The organism is Streptomyces sp. NBC_01198 (assembly GCF_036010485.1).
Classification (GTDB): domain Bacteria; phylum Actinomycetota; class Actinomycetes; order Streptomycetales; family Streptomycetaceae; genus Actinacidiphila.
Genome location: NZ_CP108568.1, coordinates 254571 through 270617 on the forward strand (window position 1 = coordinate 254571; position 16047 = coordinate 270617).

Annotated in this window: 13 protein-coding genes; 6 read left to right on the top strand and 7 right to left on the bottom strand. The window is 72.7% G+C overall.

Going from position 1 to position 16047, the window contains the following annotated elements; all coding sequences use genetic code 11:
• Window positions 1-57 precede the first annotated feature (57 nt).
• The 4 genes from OG702_RS01290 (at window position 58) to OG702_RS01305 (ending at window position 6372) form a co-directional block, all read left to right on the top strand.
• Window positions 58-2109: a DNRLRE domain-containing protein gene (locus OG702_RS01290; RefSeq protein WP_327286965.1), complete on the top strand. Its 2052-nt coding sequence runs from the start codon at window positions 58-60 to the stop codon at window positions 2107-2109.
• Between the two features lie 115 nt (window positions 2110-2224).
• On the top strand, window positions 2225-3520 hold the full coding sequence (locus tag OG702_RS01295; RefSeq protein WP_327286966.1) for a benzoate/H(+) symporter BenE family transporter: 1296 nt from the start codon (window positions 2225-2227) through the stop codon (window positions 3518-3520).
• Between the two features lie 191 nt (window positions 3521-3711).
• Complete coding sequence (locus tag OG702_RS01300) at window positions 3712-4746, top strand: LacI family DNA-binding transcriptional regulator (RefSeq protein ID WP_327286967.1); 1035 nt, start codon at window positions 3712-3714, stop codon at window positions 4744-4746.
• A gap of 177 nt (window positions 4747-4923) precedes the next feature.
• Window positions 4924-6372, top strand: coding sequence for an MFS transporter (locus tag OG702_RS01305; protein ID WP_327286968.1), 1449 nt, complete (start codon window positions 4924-4926; stop codon window positions 6370-6372).
• A gap of 132 nt (window positions 6373-6504) precedes the next feature.
• Here the strand turns inward: OG702_RS01305 and OG702_RS01310 are convergent, their stop codons facing one another.
• From OG702_RS01310 to OG702_RS01340, 7 genes are all read right to left on the bottom strand, one after another.
• Window positions 6505-7533 (bottom strand): sigma-70 family RNA polymerase sigma factor, encoded by a 1029-nt coding sequence (locus tag OG702_RS01310; protein WP_327286969.1) that lies wholly within the window; start codon window positions 7531-7533, stop codon window positions 6505-6507.
• Window positions 7534-7622: 89 nt separating this feature from the next.
• Window positions 7623-8372: an SDR family oxidoreductase gene (locus tag OG702_RS01315; protein WP_327286970.1), complete on the bottom strand. Its 750-nt coding sequence runs from the start codon at window positions 8370-8372 to the stop codon at window positions 7623-7625.
• Between the two features lie 101 nt (window positions 8373-8473).
• Window positions 8474-8842, bottom strand: a complete 369-nt coding sequence (locus tag OG702_RS01320; RefSeq protein ID WP_327286971.1) for a DUF427 domain-containing protein — start codon at window positions 8840-8842, stop codon at window positions 8474-8476.
• 58 nt (window positions 8843-8900) lie between these two features.
• Entirely contained in the window at window positions 8901-10943 is a 2043-nt protein-coding gene (locus OG702_RS01325; protein ID WP_327286972.1) for a translation factor GTPase family protein, read from the bottom strand.
• Between the two features lie 141 nt (window positions 10944-11084).
• Window positions 11085-11834 (bottom strand): succinate dehydrogenase/fumarate reductase iron-sulfur subunit, encoded by a 750-nt coding sequence (locus OG702_RS01330; RefSeq protein WP_327286974.1) that lies wholly within the window; start codon window positions 11832-11834, stop codon window positions 11085-11087.
• On the bottom strand, window positions 11831-13780 hold the full coding sequence (locus OG702_RS01335) for a fumarate reductase/succinate dehydrogenase flavoprotein subunit (protein ID WP_327286975.1): 1950 nt from the start codon (window positions 13778-13780) through the stop codon (window positions 11831-11833). Before OG702_RS01335 ends, OG702_RS01330 begins: the two co-directional genes overlap by 4 nt.
• Window positions 13781-13799: 19 nt before the next feature.
• Window positions 13800-14504, bottom strand: a complete 705-nt coding sequence (locus OG702_RS01340; RefSeq protein ID WP_327286976.1) for a succinate dehydrogenase cytochrome b subunit — start codon at window positions 14502-14504, stop codon at window positions 13800-13802.
• A 94-nt stretch (window positions 14505-14598) separates the two neighbouring features.
• Here OG702_RS01340 and OG702_RS01345 point away from each other — a divergent pair, with 94 nt between their 5' ends.
• Both OG702_RS01345 and OG702_RS01350 read left to right on the top strand, forming a co-directional pair.
• The gene (locus tag OG702_RS01345) at window positions 14599-15510 is read left to right on the top strand and encodes a LysR family transcriptional regulator (protein WP_327286977.1); all 912 of its coding nucleotides are present in this window, start codon (window positions 14599-14601) and stop codon (window positions 15508-15510) included.
• Between the two features lie 153 nt (window positions 15511-15663).
• Entirely contained in the window at window positions 15664-16023 is a 360-nt protein-coding gene (locus tag OG702_RS01350) for a winged helix-turn-helix transcriptional regulator (protein ID WP_327293050.1), read from the top strand.
• Window positions 16024-16047: the final 24 nt, after the last annotated feature.

A 16047-nucleotide genomic window follows, 5' to 3' on the forward strand; every position in this document is an offset into this window, starting at 1 on the left:
CTTGCCACGTGTTGCGCGTGTTCGGCGGATGCGGGTCGGATGGGGGCAGGGGGGCTCATGAGAAGAAGCAGTGCGGGAGTCGTCGCGGTGGGGATGGCGGCGGCCTCGATGGTCGGTTTCTCGTCGGCGGGGCCGGCGGAGGCGTTGACCGGGCCGGTGGCGATGACCGCGGACGACCTGTCGACCTGGCAGACCAACGGGGTCGTGTGGGCGCTGGCGCAGGCGGACGGCGTGGTCTTCGCCGGCGGGACCTTCTCCTCGGTCCGGCCGCCGGGCGCGGCCGCTGGCACCGGTGAGCAGCAGGCGCTCAACTTCCAGGCCTTCGACGCCGCTTCGGGCGCCCCGACCTCGTGCAAGCTGTCCTTCACCGTCGGCAGCGGCACGGCGACGGTACGGGCGCTAGCGGTGTCGCCGGACAAGTCGACGCTCTACGCGGGCGGCACGTTCGGATCGGTCAACGGCGTGCCGGCCAGCAACCTGGCGGCGATCGACATCGCCACCTGCACGGTGAAGACCGACTTCAAGGTGTCGGTGTCGGCGCAGGTGCGCGGGATCGTGGCGAGCGACGACACCGTCTACTTCGGCGGGAACTTCACCACCGTGGCCGGGGAGGCCCGGCAGCACTTCGCCGCCGTCGGCACCACCGGCGCGCTGAAACCCTTCGCTCCGGCCGCCGACGACATCGGCAAGGCCCTGCTGTTCACCCCGGACGGCTCGGATCTGGTGCTCGGCGGCGACTTCAACACCGTCAACGGCGCGGACTCGCACGCCCTGGCGGTGGTCGACGCCACCACCGGCGCCAACGTGCGGACCTACCCGGGGTTCATCCCGCTCACCTCGACCGTGCAGGACCTCACCTCCGACGCCACCGGCTTCTACACCGGCAACGAGGGCACCGGCGGCGGGATCTTCGACGGCCGGATCGCGGTGGACTTCAGCACGCTGAACCAGCGCTGGCGCGACACCTGCCTGGGCGCCACCCAGGCGGTGCAGGTGTACAAAGGCGTGCTCTACAGCGCGTCCCACGGCCACGACTGCTCCAGCATGGGGCAGTTCCCGCAGATGGACGACCGGCAGCACCTGCTGGCCGAGTCGGTCACCAACCCGCGCCCGCTGCTCGGCTGGTTCCCTGACACCGACGACGGGCCGGCCGGCACCGAGCAGATCGGCCCGCGCACCCTGGTCACCGCGTCCAAGGGCGGCACCGACTACCTGTGGGTGGGTGGTGAGTTCACCCGGATCGCCAGCAACGGGAACCGGCCGCAGCAGGGCCTGGTCCGGTTCGCGAACACCCCGGACACCCGCACCCCCTCGGTCCCGCAGTCGGTGACCGCGTCGCTGGTCGGCGGCGGCGTACGGCTCAACTGGCAGGCGTCGCTGGACCTGGACGACTCGGCACTGACCTACACGATCTACCGCAACGGCGCCAAGATCGCGACGGTCAGCGGCAACTCCACCTTCTGGATCCTGCCGACGCTCGGCCTGACGGACAAGGCGACCCAGCCGGGTACGACCTACGCCTACCAGGTCGCGGCGAGTGACGCGGTGGGCAACACCAGCGCACGCTCGGCGGCCGCGAGCGTCACCACCTTCGGCACCGCGACGTCGACCACGCTCACCGTCGAAGACGGCGCGGACACCTACGTCAACGCCGGTGCGCCGAGTGCCGCTTACGGCACGGACCAGGAGCTGGCCGTGCGCGGCAGCTCCGCCTACGCCTCGTATCTGCGCTTCGACCTGCCCGCCGCGCCCGCCGGGATGGTGCTCAAGGGCGCCCAGCTGACGTTGCGCACCAGCTCGGACGCGGTCGCGAACTCCACCGACCCGATCAGCGTGCAGCACGTCACCGGCAGCTGGACCGAGGGCGACACGACCTGGACGACCCGTCCCGCACTGGACCCGGCCGCGATCGGCACGGTCCCGGCACCCGCCGCGACACAGACCGACTACTCCGCGTCGCTGGCGCTGCCCTCGCTCACCGCGGCGCTCGGCGGCCCGTACGATCTCGCGCTGACCTCGACCGGCACCGACTCGGCGTGGTTCTGGTCCCGCGAGTCGCCGGGCACCTCCGGCCATCCGCAGCTGCTGCTGACCTTCGGGACGCCCTGACCTGGTCCCCACCCGCGCGCAGGCGCCCGATAATCCACGGGCCCTGCGCGCGGCGGCGCATTAGGCTGCGCGGATTGCCCCGGGGAACCTCGTCCGGTGGCGGATCGGAGGGGTTGTGACGGCCACTGCCGTACCGGAGAGCACGGCCGAGGGCGCGGAGGGGGGCTCCGGCGCCGGCGGGCTGTGGCGGCCGGTGACGGCCGGCGTCATCGCCGCGTTCGTGGGTTTCGCCAGCTCCTTCGCCGTGGTCCTCGAAGGCCTGACCAAGGTCGGTGCCTCGCATGCCCAGGCGGCGTCGGGGCTGATGGCGCTGTGTGTCGCGATGGGGCTCTGTGCGATCTTCCTGAGCCTGCGCTCCCGGCTGCCGATCAGCGTCGCCTGGTCGACGCCGGGTGCCGCGCTGCTGGCCGGCTCCGCGGTGCCGCACGGCGGATTCCCGGTCGCCGTGGGCGCGTTCCTGATCACCGCGGTGCTGATCGTGGTGTCGGGGCTGTGGCGGCCGCTGGGCCGCTGGGTGTCCGCGATCCCGGCGCCGCTGGCGAACGCCATGCTGGCCGGCATCCTGCTGCCGCTCTGCCTGGCGCCCGCCCAGGCGGTGCGCTCCGACCCCGCGATCGGGCTCGCCGTGGTGGTGACCTGGGCGGTCGTCGGCAGCGTGCGCAAGCTCTACGCGGTGCCGGCCGCCGTGGTGGTGGCCGTCGTCCTGATCGCCACCACCACCCACATCGCGGCGGACTCGCTCGGGCCGATGTGGCCCCACCCGGTCGCCGTCGCACCGCACTTCACGCTCGCCGCCGCGGTCGGCATCGCCCTGCCGCTGTACGTGGTCACCATGGCCTCGCAGAACATCCCGGGTATCGCGGTGCTCGGCGCGAACGGCTACCACCCGCGGCCCGGACCGCTGTTCGGCTGGACCGGTGCCTTCTCGCTCGCCTCCGCGCCGCTGGGCGGGCACGCGGTCAACCTGGCGGCCATCACCGCCGCCCTGTGCGCGGGTGACGAGGCGGGACCGGACCGGCGCGGCCGCTACCGCGCGGCGGTGGCGGCGGGCTGCGTCCACATCCTGCTCGGACTGGCCGCGAGCGCGGCCGTGGCGCTGGTCGGCGCGGCGCCGCCGCACCTCATCGAGGCGGTGGCGGGGCTCGCGCTGCTCGGCGCGCTCGCCGGCGCGCTCAGCGGGGCGATGGCCGACCCGGGGCAGCGGGAGGCCGCGGCGGTCACCGTGGTGGTGACCGTGTCCGGTGTGACCTTCTTCGGGGTCAGCGGTGCCTTCTGGGGCCTATTGGCCGGCGGCGCCCTCTACGGCGTACGGCACTGGCAGTCGCAGCGGGCGACGGGCGGCGAACCGGCGGCCGGCACCGCGCAGCAGGCCGCGCCGGACCCCGGCGTCCCGGAGCAGGACCGCAGCTGATCCCTCGACAGCTGCGGTCCGCCCGGTCCCGGACGCCGCCGCGTCCGGTCACCCGAGCAGCGCGCCTGGAACAGGATGTAACATCCTCGGCGGCATGCGGCGGAGATCCAGCACACCGCTTCCCACCCGGCCATGTCAACACCGCATCGTGCGGCGCTAGGCTGTGCGCATGAAACGCTGCGGTGTAACGCATGGCTAGGCAGCCGGGTTCCAGGGCCACCGTCAGGGCCATCGCCGCGGAGGCGGGCGTGTCGATCGCCACCGTCTCGCGGGTGATGAACGGTCAGGCGAACGTCGCCCCCGAGACCCGCGAACAGGTGCGCAGGGCGGTGGCCCGGCTGGGCGCCCCCGCACCTGCCAGGCGAGGCACGGCCGGCGGCGCCATCTACGTACGCTGCCCGTACGTCCTCACCGACTACTTCGGGGTGATCGTCTCCTCGATCGCGGAGACCCTCGACCTGTACGGCAGGCGGCTGGTGCTGAGCGCCGGCGACGCGGCCCGCGAGCTGCAGGTGCTCGGCGACCTGCCGGGCGACCCCGCGACAGTCGGCGCGATCCTGGTCGTTCCGCCCGAGCCTGAGCGGGACCTGGAGGCGCTGCGCGCCGCCGACTTCCCGTTCGTCGTGGTCGATCCGCGCACCCCGCTGCCGCAGGACATCGCGTCGGTCTCGGCCGCCAACCTCACCGCGGCGCGTACCGTCAGCGCCCACCTGGTGGACCTCGGCCACCGGCGGATCGGCGTCATCGGCGGCCCGGGCGACTGGCTCGCCAGCCAGTCCCGGCTGGCCGGGCACACCTCGGCGCTGGCCGAAGCAGGGGTGCTGCCCACCCCCGAGCTGCTGCGCAGCATCGAGCCCACCGCGGACTGGGGTTACGACGCGGCCTGCGAGCTGCTCGACCTGCCGGACCGCCCCACCGCGCTGGTGGCCTTCAACGACAAGGCCGCCGTCGGCGCGCTGCGGGCCGCGTACGAACGGGGTCTGCGAGTGCCTGAGGACCTGTCGATCACCGGCTTCGACGACATCGACCTGAGCCGCAGCACGGTGCCCCGGCTGACGACGGTGCGTCAGCCGCTGGAGGAGATGGGGCGGATGGCGGTCTCGCTGCTGATGCGGCTGCTCGACCGGCACACGGTGGACGCGCTGCACGTCGAACTCGCCACCCAGCTGGTGCTGCGCGGCTCGACCGGGCCCGTCCCCGACGCCGCGGGCGCCACGGCCTCCTGACCGCCCGGCATCCTCCCGGCTGCCCACCGGCCGCGATGACTTTCCCCGAACACCCTGGTCTTTATTCCTGAGGGCCACGCCCACCCCGTCCCCCGCGCACGGCGCTGCGGACGGTGGAGAGGGGCCGCCCACAGGTGCCGCCGGCTGCGAGCCGGGGCCGGACTGGAGGTTTTTCAGGTGACAACAAGCACGGAACCGCCCGCGTCGTCGCGGACGGCATGGACGCTGGTCCTGGCGTCGCTCGGGGCGTTCCTCACGTCGCTGGACGTGGTGGTCGTCTCCACCGCCCTGCCGACGCTGCGGACCCATCTGCACGCGAGCCTGGCGGACCTGGAATGGACGATCAACGGCTACAACCTGGCGTTCGCGTGCCTGATGCTGACCGGCGCGGCGCTCGGCGACCGCTTCGGGCGGCGCAACATGTACGTGCTCGGGGTGGGCGTCTTCACGCTGTCGTCCATCGCGTGCGCGACGGCGGGCTCGTCGTCCGCGCTGATCGCGGCACGGGTGGTGCAGGGCGCGGGCGCGGCGGTGGTGCTGCCGCTGACCCTCACCCTGATCAGCAACGCCTTTCCGCTGGAGAAGCGGGGCGCCGCGATCGGTGTCTGGGGTGCCATCACGGGCCTGGGGGTGGCGGCCGGGCCGGTGCTCGGCGGCCTGATCATCCAGGACATCGCCTGGCAGTGGATCTTCTGGATCAACGTGCCGGTCGGCGCCGCGGTCATCGTGCTGTGCCTGCTGATGCTCCAGGACAGCCGCGGCGCGCGTCCGCAACTCGACCTGGTCGGTGTGGCGCTGGTCAGCGCCGCGCTCCTCGCCCTGGTGTGGGCGCCGGTCAGGGCGCCGTCCATCGGCTGGGACGACCCGCAGGTGCTCGGCGCGCTGCTGGTCGGGGCGGCCCTGATGGCGGCCTTCCTGGTGTGGCAGGGCAGGGCGCGCTATCCGATGCTGCCGCTGCGGTACTTCCGCGATCGCGGCTTCTCCACCGCCAACGGCGTGGCCTTCTTCATGTCGTTCTCGCTGATCGGCTCGCTGTTCATGATCGCCCAGATGTTCCAGCTCGGCCTCGGCTACGACCCGTTGCAGACGGGCCTGCGGCTGCTGGTGTGGACGGGCATGCCGATGCTGGTCGCGCCGCTCGCCGGTGTGCTGTCCGACCGGTTCGGCAACCGGCCGTTCATGGTGCTCGGCCTGCTGCTGCAAGGCGTCGGCCTGCTGTGGCTCGCCCTGGTCGCCTCGCCGGACGCCGGCTACGGGTCGCTGGTCGGGCCGCTGCTGGTGGCCGGCGTCGGCATCTCGATGACCTTCCCCACGGTGGCGAACGCGGTGGTCGGCGCGGTGCCGCTGGAGGACTCCGGGGTGGCGGCGGGCACCAACAACACCGTGCGCGAGGCCGGCGGCGTCTTCGGCGTCGCGGTGCTGGTGGCCGTCTTCGCCGCGCACGGCGGCTACGGGTCGGCGTCGTCCTTCATGGACGGTTTCAAGGCCGCCGAGATCGTCGCGGCGGTGGCGACGGTGATCGGTGCGGGGGTCGCGGCGCTGGCACCGGGCAGGCGGGACTCCGACGCGGCGGGCCAGAATGCCGCGCCGGTGGCCGCGCCGCTCCCGCAGGCCGAGACGGTCTGACGCGGGCGCGCCGCCGCCGCGAGGCGGCGGAGACCGCCGCGGTATCCGGGACGACCGGGTACCGTGGCGGTCTTCGCGGTTCCGCGGTCGGGGCCGTCCGGGTGGCGGGCAGAGCATTGGCCCCCGTTCGGGTCACCACAGCCACGACGGGGCCGGCGGGGTGCCCGGGTCCAGCGACGCGGGCAGCCCGGCGGCCGGGAAGAACGTGGTGTCGCGGAAGGCGAGGATCCCGGCCACCCGGTGCCCGCGCAGCGTGAGCACCTGCAGCACGTGCGGGTGGAAGCGGCCGTCCGCTTCCCGCCAGTACGTCGCCAGGGCCGGCTGGCCGTCGTTGACCGTGACCGCCAGCAGCCGCTGCTCCGCGACGATCGGGAAGACCCGGTCGGCGAGGAAGCGCAGCACGAGCGTACGGCCGGCGAACCACAGCGGGTCGGGCGGCATCTCCAGCCGTACGTCCTCGCGCAGCAGCCGGGCCAGGGCGTCGACGTCGGCGTCCTCGAAGGCCTTCGCGAACCGGTCGACCAGCGCGCGGCCGCGCTCGTCGAGCGAGTCGGTCACGCCGTCCTCGGTGGCGGCGGTCTGCTGGAGCTGGGCGCGGGCGCGCTGCAGCGCGCTGTTGACGGCGGCGGCGCTGGTGTCAAGCAGCGCGGCCACCTCGGCGGCGCGCCAGGCCAGGACGTCGCGCAGGATCAGCACGGCCCGCTGCCTGGGCGGCAGTTGCTGGAGGGCGACGATCAGCGCGAGCCGTACACTGCCGCGCTCGGCGACCACCGCGGCGGGGTCGGGCGGCAGGTCGAGCATGGGCTGGACCCACGGCAGCTCGACGCCGGCCGGGTCCAGCGGCGCGTGGGGGTCGTCGCCCGCGGTCCCCAGGCCCGCGGGCACGAAGCGGCGGCTGCTGTGCTGGAGTGCGGTCAGGCACGCGCTGGTGGCGATCCGGTAGAGCCAGAACCGCAGCGAGGACCGGCCCTCGAAGCCGTAACGGCCGCGCCAGGCGCGCAGATAGGTCTCCTGGACCAGGTCCTCGGCGTCGTGCACCGAGCCGAGCATCCGATAGCAGTGGGCCAGCAGCTCCGGCCGGTATTCGGCGGCCCGCCGCAGGAAGGTGTCGCTGTCCTGCGGCACCGCCTCGGGAGCCGTCTGGCCGCTCAGCGTGTTCACGTGGTGTCTCCGGGTGGTCGGGATGCGCCTCCATGAGTAGAGACCCGCCCCGGCCCGGAAAGTCATCGGCGGCGGACGGCACGGAAGCGTCACACCGGCTGCAGCCCGCCGGCGGACAGCAGATAGGACAGGGTGTCCTGGTCCTCGCCTGCGGCCAGCGACACCATCGCCGCGCCCACCGCCTCCGGGGTGAGCAGCGGGCCCATCGCCGACACGAAGGCGTCCTCGTCGACGCCCTGATGGGCGGCGTAGGCCGCGGCTGCCGCGGCGCCGAGATCGGTGGTCGGGGACAGCACGGGCAGGACGGCGCGGAAGCGGATGCCCAGCGCCAGGCGCCGCGACTCGGCGGCGGCGTACTCCGACACGAAACGGATGGTGGCCTTGGCGCCCGCGTAGCCGCCGCTGAGCGGGGAGCCGCGCAGCGCGGCACCGCTGGACAGGGAGACGACCGTGCTGCCCGGTGGCAGCGGCTGAGTGAGCGCCGCCCGCAGCCAGTGGAAGACCTGCCGCACGTCCACCTCCCAGTTGGCGGCGAAGGTGTCCCAGGTGTGGTCCTGCAGCGGCCGCATGACCGGTGCCGCGCCGGCGTTGAGCACCACGGTCGCCGGTGCGTACCGGGCGAGCAGTTCCTCGGCCCGGGCGGGATCCGTGGCGTCGCCGGGCACCGGGACGAAGGCGTCGCCCAACTCCGCGTGCAGCTTCTCCAGCGTGTCGGCGTCCCTGCCGAGCCCGACGACCCGTGCTCCCGCCCTGACGAACGCGGTCGCCGTGCCACGGCCGAAGCCGCGCCCCGCGCCGGTGACGACGACAGTGGTCCCCGCCGGGTCCTTGACGGACATGATCTCTCCTCGGTTGACGCCGGTGTCTGGCTCAATAAAGACAACGGCGTCCCGGGGAATTCATCGGCGGCGGCGAGGCGGGCGGCGGCCGGGCCGACGGGTCAGCCCTCCGTCACCTCCACATACTGCGGGTAGAAGGCCACATGCCCGGCGATCTCGCTGACGGCGTCATAGGGCTTGTCGTACGTCCACACCGCGTCGGCGACCGTGTCGTCCGCGGTGACCAGCGAGAAGTACGTGGCGTCGCCCTTGTAGGGGCAGTAGGTGCGGGTGTCGGTGGATTCCAGGGCGCTGTCCTCGACGTCGGCCAGCGGGATGTAGAACACCGGCGGGTAGGACGCCTCACGCAGCGTCAGCGCCCGCGTCGTCTCGGCGATCACCCGGCCGCCGGCCCGGAGGACGACCCGTGACGGATGGGGCTCGATGGTGATGGGGTGGTCGGGGCCAGGGGTCTTGACGGTGCGTTCCATGACATCTCCATACGTGGACGGACGGCCTTTCGACCGTAGGCAGACGCGCGAAGCAGCGTCAAGCAGAGCCCCCGGCGGGGCGGGACGGCGCCGTTCCGAGCCGGCGCTGCACGTACAGCAGGTACTCCTTGTGGTCGAGCGGGTCGGGACCGCTGCGGGGGCGTATCGGGGTCGCACCGTGGACGGGTGCGTAGTGGTCGAAGCCCGTCTCCAGGGCGCCCTCGCCCCGGGTGAGGGTGGGCAGCTGCTGCTCCAGGTCGTGCACCCGGGCGGCCGGGATGTCACCCTCGAGCAGGTAGCCGCCCGCGCCCGCCGGCGCCGGGCCGCGCGGCACCGCGCGCAGCCGGGACAGCGCGGGCAGCACCGCGCCGAGCGCGTCGGAGGGAAGGTCGATCCGGAAGCGGTGCATCGGCTCGTGCACCCGGGTGCCGGCCTGCCGCAGCGCGGCCATCAGCACCAGCGGGGTGAGGTTGCGGAAGTCGCCCGAGGTGCTCGACATGCTCTTGTCGAAGACGGCGTGCGCATGGCTCTGCCGGGCCCAGTAGCCGGCGTGCGTCATGGTGACCGTGCAGTCGGTGACCTGCCAGCCGTACAGCCCCTGGGCCAGGGTGGACGTCACCGTCTCCTCGACGGCGACGAAGAACGCGTAGGGCAGCGAGCCCAGTTCGACCTCGCGGCGGAAGGCGACGCCGCTGCCCGGCGGTGCGGGGTCGACGCGCAGGCCCACGGTGGCCAGGAAGGGGTTGGCGTCCTTCTTGATGAACTCGACCGCGGCGCCGCTGCCGGTGACCCGCTCGATGTGCAGGGTGGTCGTCGGGTGGAAGTCGACGTCCACGCCGTAGTCGCCCGCCAGGGTGGCCTGGATGACCTCCTTCTGCACCTCGCCGTAGAGCGACACCGCGATCTCCCCGCGGTCCTCGTCCCGCCGCAGGTTGATCAGCGGGTCCTGCTCGGCGAGCTGTCCGAGGGCGGTGTGCAGGGCGGTACGGTCGGCGGGCCTGCGGGCGGCGACCACCGTCTCCAGGCTGGGCGGGGCGAAGTGGTGCGCCGCGCCGGGCGGGCCGGCCCCCTCGCCGACGGTGTCGCCGATCCGCACCTCGCCCAGACCCCACACCCGGGCGATCCGCCCGGCGGCGGCCGAGGTCGCGGCCTCGTCGGCGCCGCCGTCGAAGACGCTGATCGCGGTCACCCGGCCCTCCCCCGCGGCGGCGCCGTCCCGGTGCACCGGCGGGCGGTCGCGGACGCGCAGGGTGCCCGAGGTCAGCCGGACGTACGCGATCCGCTCGCCCGACGGGCCGCGCTCGATCTTGAACACGGTGCCCGCCAGCGGCCCCGCGGGGTCGCCGCCGGAGCGGGGCAGCAGTTCCGCGACGCCGTCGATCAGCGCCTCGACGCCCGCGCCGGTGACCGCGGAGCCGGCATAGACCGGGTGCACCAGCGCCCGCCCGGTCTGGTCCGCCAGCGCCCCGCGCAGCCGGGCGTAGGGCAGCGCGGCGCCGCCCTCGCGCACCCAGGCGGCGAGCAGGCCGTCGTCGTGGGCGGCCAGCAGCTCGGTGAGCCGGGCGGTGAAACCGGCGTCGGCAGCGTCGTACGGCAGGACGGCGGCGGCCCTGGTGCCCTGCCCCGCGGCGGCGGCCAGCGGCACGACGTCGGGGGTCAGCCGGGCTGCGACGCCGGCCAGCGTACGGTCCAGGTCGGCGCCGCCGCGGTCAAGCTTGTTGACGAAGACCAGGGTCGGGATACGCAGCCGGCGCAGCGTCCGCATCAGCACCGCGGTCTGCGGCTGGACGCCCTCCACCGCGGAGACCACGAGCACCGCGCCGTCGAGCACGCCGAGCACCCGCTCGACCTCGGCGATGAAGTCGGGGTGGCCCGGGGTGTCGATGAGGTTCACGGTGGTGCCGCCGAGGGCGAAGGAGACCACGGCGGACTTGATGGTGATGCCGCGCTGCTTCTCCAGCGCGAGGGAGTCGGTCTGCGTACTTCCCCGGTCGACGCTGCCGATCGTGTCGATCACTCCTGCGGAGTACAGCAGCCGTTCGGTGAGGCTGGTCTTACCTGCGTCGATGTGCGCGAGAATGCCGAGGTTGAGCGAAGGCACAGCCGGTCATGTCCTCAAGATAGGGAGTGATTCCTGTCCGGGCGGGCATGACGGAACCGCGCATGATCATTGCTCCCTGGTCGGCTGTGCTGACGCCACGACTACAGCAGAGCGGCGCCGCGGGCGGCAACCGCATTTCTCTCAGTCCCTCGGCACCTTCCGGGACGCGCGCAGCCACTCCCTGTTCATGGCGGTGATCGAGGTGAGCGGGATCCCCTTGGGGCAGGCGGTGGCACACTCGCCGGTCAGGGTGCAGCCGCCGAAGCCCTCGGCGTCCATCTGCGCCACCATGTCCAGCACCCGGGTCTCCCGCTCCGGCGCGCCCTGCGGCAGGACGTTGAGGTGGTTGACCTTCGCCGAGGTGAAGAGCATCGCCGAGCCGTTGGGGCAGGCGGCCACGCAGGCGCCGCAGCCGATGCACTCGGCGTGCTCGAAGGCGCTGTCGGCGGCGGCCTTGGGCACCGGCGTGGCGTGCGCCTCGGGGGCGGAGCCGGTGGGGACGCTGACGTAGCCGCCGGACTGGATGATCCGGTCGAAGGCGGCCCGGTCCACGACCAGGTCGCGCACCACCGGGAAGGCGGCGGCCCGCCAGGGTTCGACGTCGATGGTGTCGCCGTCCCGGAAGGACCGCATGTGCAGCTGGCAGCTGGTGGTGCGCTCCGGGCCGTGGGCCTCGCCGTTGATGACCAGGCTGCACGCGCCGCAGATTCCCTCGCGGCAGTCGTGGTCGAAGGCGACCGGGTCCTCGCCCTCGACGGTGAGGCGTTCGTTGAGGGTGTCGAGCATCTCCAGGAAGGACATGTCGGGCGAGATGCCGTCGACGTCGTAGCTGGCCATGCCGCCGGGCGCGCCGGGGTCGTGCTGGCGCCAGATGCGCAGGGTGAGCTTCATGCGTAGCTCCGCTGGGTGGGGTGGACGTACTCGAAGACCAGGTCTTCGCGGTGCAGGACGGGGGCGCTGCCGGTGCCGGTGAACTCCCAGGCGGCGGCGTAGGAGAACTCCTCGTCCCTGCGGGCGGCCTCGCCGTCCGGAGTCTGCGACTCCTCGCGGAAGTGGCCGCCGCAGGACTCGGCGCGGTGCAGGGCGTCGAGGCACATCAGCTCGGCGAGTTCGAGGTAGTCCACGACGCGGTTGGCGCGCTCCAGCGACTGGTTGAACTCGCCCTCGGTGCCGGGGACCTTGATGCGGCGCCAGAACTCCTCGCGGATCTGCGGGATGCGGTCCAGGGCCTTGCGCAGGCCCTGCTCGTTGCGGGCCATGCCGCAGAACTCCCACATCAGCTCGCCGAGTTCACGGTGGAAGGAGTCGGCGGTGCGGTCGCCGTCGACGCTGACCAGCCGGTGCAGCCGCTCCCTGGTCTCGGCCAGTGCGGCCGCGACTTCGGGGTGTTCGGGTCCGGGGGTGTCCTGCCCGGGGTGCCGGGCGAGGTAGTCGTTGACGGTGGCCGGCAGCACGAAGTAGCCGTCGGCCAGCCCCTGCATGAGGGCGGACGCACCGAGCCGGTTGGCGCCGTGGTCGGAGAAGTTGGCCTCGCCGATCGCGAACAGGCCCGGGATCGTGGTCTGCAGGTCGTAGTCCACCCACAGGCCGCCCATCGTGTAGTGCACGGCCGGGTAGATCCGCATCGGGACCTCGTAGGGATTCTCCGCGGTGATCCGCTCGTACATCTCGAAGAGGTTTCCGTACTTCTGCTCGACGGCCTTGCGGCCGAGCCGGGCGATGGCGTCGGCGAAGTCGAGGTAGACGCCCTGGCCGCCGGGTCCGACGCCGCGGCCCTCGTCGCAGACGTTCTTCGCCGCACGGGAGGCGATGTCGCGGGGCACGAGGTTGCCGAAGGCGGGGTAGACGCGCTCCAGGTAGTAGTCGCGCTCGTCCTCGGGGATCTCGGCGGCGGGGCGGGCGTCGCCCTCGGCCTTGGGCACCCAGATCCGGCCGTCATTGCGCAGCGACTCGCTCATCAAGGTGAGCTTGGACTGGTGGTCGCCGGTGCGCGGGATGCAGGTGGGATGGATCTGGGTGAAGCAGGGGTTGGCGAAGTGCGCGCCCCGGCGGTGCGCCCGCCAGATCGCGGTCGCGTTGGAGTTCATCGCGTTGGTCGACAGGTAGAAGACGTTGCCGTAGCCGCCGGAGGCGAGCACCACGGCGTCGGCGACATGCGTCGAGATCTCGCCGGTGATCAGGTCGCGCGCCACGATGCCGCGGGCGCGGCCGTCGATGACGAGCAGGTCGAGCATCTCGGTGCGGGCGTGCAGTTCGACGTTGCCCGCCGCGATCTGCCGGGACAGCGCCTGGTAGGCGCCTAGCAGCAGTTGCTGCCCGGTCTGGCCGCGGGCGTAGAAGGTCCGGGAGACCTGGACGCCGCCGAAGGAGCGGGTGTCGAGCAGGCCGCCGTACTCGCGGGCGAAGGGGACGCCCTGCGCCACGCACTGGTCGATGATCTCCACCGAGATCTGCGCGAGCCGGTGGACGTTGGACTCGCGGGAGCGGAAGTCGCCGCCCTTGACGGTGTCGTAGAAGAGCCGGTGGATCGAGTCGCCGTCGTTGCGGTAGTTCTTGGCGGCGTTGATGCCGCCCTGGGCGGCGATGGAGTGGGCCCGGCGCGGGGAGTCCTGGTAGCAGAACTGCACCACGTGGTAGCCCTGTTCGGCGAGCGTGGCGCCCGCGGAGCCGCCGGCCAGACCGGTGCCGACCACGATCACGGTGTGCTTGCGGCGGTTGGCGGGGTTGACCAGCTTCGCGGTGAAACGGCGGGTGTCCCAGCGCTGTTCGATCGGGCCGTCGGGGGCTGTGGCGTCGGCGAGCGGTTCGCCGGTGGTGTAACGGGTGTAGTCGGTCATGTCAGCTCACTCAGTCCACTCAGCTCACGAGTCCGGTCATGACGCCGACCGGCACGGCGACGAAGCCGGCCGTCAGTACCAGGGCGAGGGCGTTGGCGGTGCCTTTCAGCACCCGGTCGCGGGTGGCGCTGCCGGCGCCGAGGGTCTGGGCGGCGGACCAGAACCCGTGCCGGATGTGCAGGCCGAGGGCGAGCATCGCGGCGATGTAGAAGACGTTGTTCCACCAGTCGTGGAAGGCGGCGACCACGTTCTGGTAGGGGTGGCCCGGCTCGAAGCCCCGCTGGACGGTGCCGGTGGTCAGATCGAGGATGTGCCAGACGACGAAAAGGGCCAGGATCACCCCGCCCCAGCGCATGGTGCGGGTCGCGTAACTGCTGCGGGCCCTGGTGTGCACGTAGCCGACCGGCCGGGAGCGCAGATCGCGGCGGCTGAGCTGGTACGCGCACACGCCGTGCGCCACCACCGCGGCGACCAGGCCGACCCTGATGATCCACAGCGCCCACTCGTAGTGCAGGAACGGCTCGCCCAGGGTCCGCAGCCAGTGGGCGTAGCCGTTGAAGGTGCCCGGGCCGAAGAAGATCTTGAGGTTGCCGAACATGTGGACGACCAGGTAGAGCAGCATCACCAGGCCGCTCACCGCCATGACCGCCTTCTTGCCGACGGTCGACCCCCAGACCGTACGGGCCATCGACGGCCGCCGGTCCGTCCGCGTTGCCAGTGCCATGGGAACGACGCTACGGCCGAAGATGTCCAGTGGTCCAAGACATGATCGAGCTGGACTCGATAGCGGATGACTATCGACGCGTTATCGTGGTGGCATGCAGTTCCAGCAGCTGGCCTACTTCGTGGCCGTCGCCGACGCCCGGCACTTCACCCGGGCGGCCGAGGCGGTGCACGTGTCACAACCCTCGCTGTCCCAGCAGATCAGGGCCCTGGAGAAGGAACTGGGCGCCGCGCTGTTCAGCCGGGCGCGCGGCAACATCGCGCTCACCGACGCCGGCGAGGCGCTGCTGCCACTGGCCCGGCGGATCCTCGCCGACGCGGACACGGCCAGGCACGAGGTGCTCGAACTGGCGCAGCTGCGCCGGGGCCGGGTTCGCCTCGGCGCCACGCCGAGCCTGGCCACCGGGCTGCTGCCCGACGTGCTGCGCACCTTCCACGACCGGCATCCCGCGATCCAGCTGATCGTCGAGGAGAGCGGGTCGCACGACCTGGTGCGCCACCTGGCGCGCGGCGCGCTCGACCTGGCGCTGGTCGTGCTGCCGCTGCCGACGCCGTCGCCGGCCCTCACCACGGTGGAGCTCTTCCAGGAGGACCTGGTCGTCGTCTCGTCCGCCGACGACGAGGCGCCGGCCTCGCCGCTGCGGATCGCGGACCTCGAAGGGCGGCCGATGGTGATGTTCCGGCACGGCTACGACCTGCGCGATCTGACGCTCGCGGCGTGCCGGGCGGCCGGCTTCGAGCCGTACTTCACCGTCGAGGGCGGAGAGATGGACGCGGTGCTGGGTTTCGTGCGGGCCGGGCTGGGGGTCGGCGTGGTGCCGACCATGGTCGCGGCCCGCGCGGGCCACGACCTGCGGGTCACCCCGCTGGCCCGCCCCGGCCTGCGGCGGACGGTGGCGCTGGCCCACCGCAGCGATGTGGCTCCGCCCCGGGCGGCGCGTGTCCTGCAGGACGTGCTGCTCACTGCGGCCGGCCGCGCCCTCGCCACCCTGGGGCTGCGGGCCTGACCGTTCACTCGCCACCGGCGGGGTCGTGAATATAGTGGGTACCCGCAGGATAGTGATGACCCGCGTTCCCTGACTCCCGTTCCGGAGGCACCCGCCGTGGCCGACAGCGCTCCCCCTGCCCGCGGCCGCACCGGCGGCAGGGCCGCCGCGAAGGTGCACGTCGAACCCTGTCCGGTCAGCCCGGTGGTCGACCTGGTCTTCAGCCGGTGGACGACGCCGATCCTGTGGCTGCTCAACGAGTTCGGCCGGCAGCGCTTCGTGGAGCTGGAGCGCCGGATCGGCACCATCACCCCGAAGGTGCTCACTCAGCGGCTGCGGCAGTTGGAGCGCGACGGGCTGGTCGTCCGGACCTACCACCCGGAGGTGCCGCCGAGGGTCGAGTACGAGATCAGCGAGCTGGGCATGAGCCTGGCCCCGCTGTTCCAGACCCTCGCACAGTGGTCACACACCCACCTGGACGAGGTGGCCGCGGCCCGCGTCGACTACGACGACCGCGGCCAGCCGATGCCCTGAACCCGCCGCCGGGGTACGGGGGAG

Coding starts and splice junctions, on each gene's coding strand:
- OG702_RS01290 (WP_327286965.1), top strand. CDS start 58: ATGAGAAGAAGCAGTGCGGGAGTCGTCGCGGTGGGGATGGCGGCGGCC.
- OG702_RS01300 (WP_327286967.1), top strand. CDS start 3,712: ATGGCTAGGCAGCCGGGTTCCAGGGCCACCGTCAGGGCCATCGCCGCG.
- OG702_RS01315 (WP_327286970.1), bottom strand. CDS start 8,372: ATGTCCGTCAAGGACCCGGCGGGGACCACTGTCGTCGTCACCGGCGCG.
- OG702_RS01320 (WP_327286971.1), bottom strand. CDS start 8,842: ATGGAACGCACCGTCAAGACCCCTGGCCCCGACCACCCCATCACCATC.
- OG702_RS01330 (WP_327286974.1), bottom strand. CDS start 11,834: ATGAAGCTCACCCTGCGCATCTGGCGCCAGCACGACCCCGGCGCGCCC.
- OG702_RS01335 (WP_327286975.1), bottom strand. CDS start 13,780: ATGACCGACTACACCCGTTACACCACCGGCGAACCGCTCGCCGACGCC.
- OG702_RS01340 (WP_327286976.1), bottom strand. CDS start 14,504: ATGGCACTGGCAACGCGGACGGACCGGCGGCCGTCGATGGCCCGTACG.
- OG702_RS01345 (WP_327286977.1), top strand. CDS start 14,599: ATGCAGTTCCAGCAGCTGGCCTACTTCGTGGCCGTCGCCGACGCCCGG.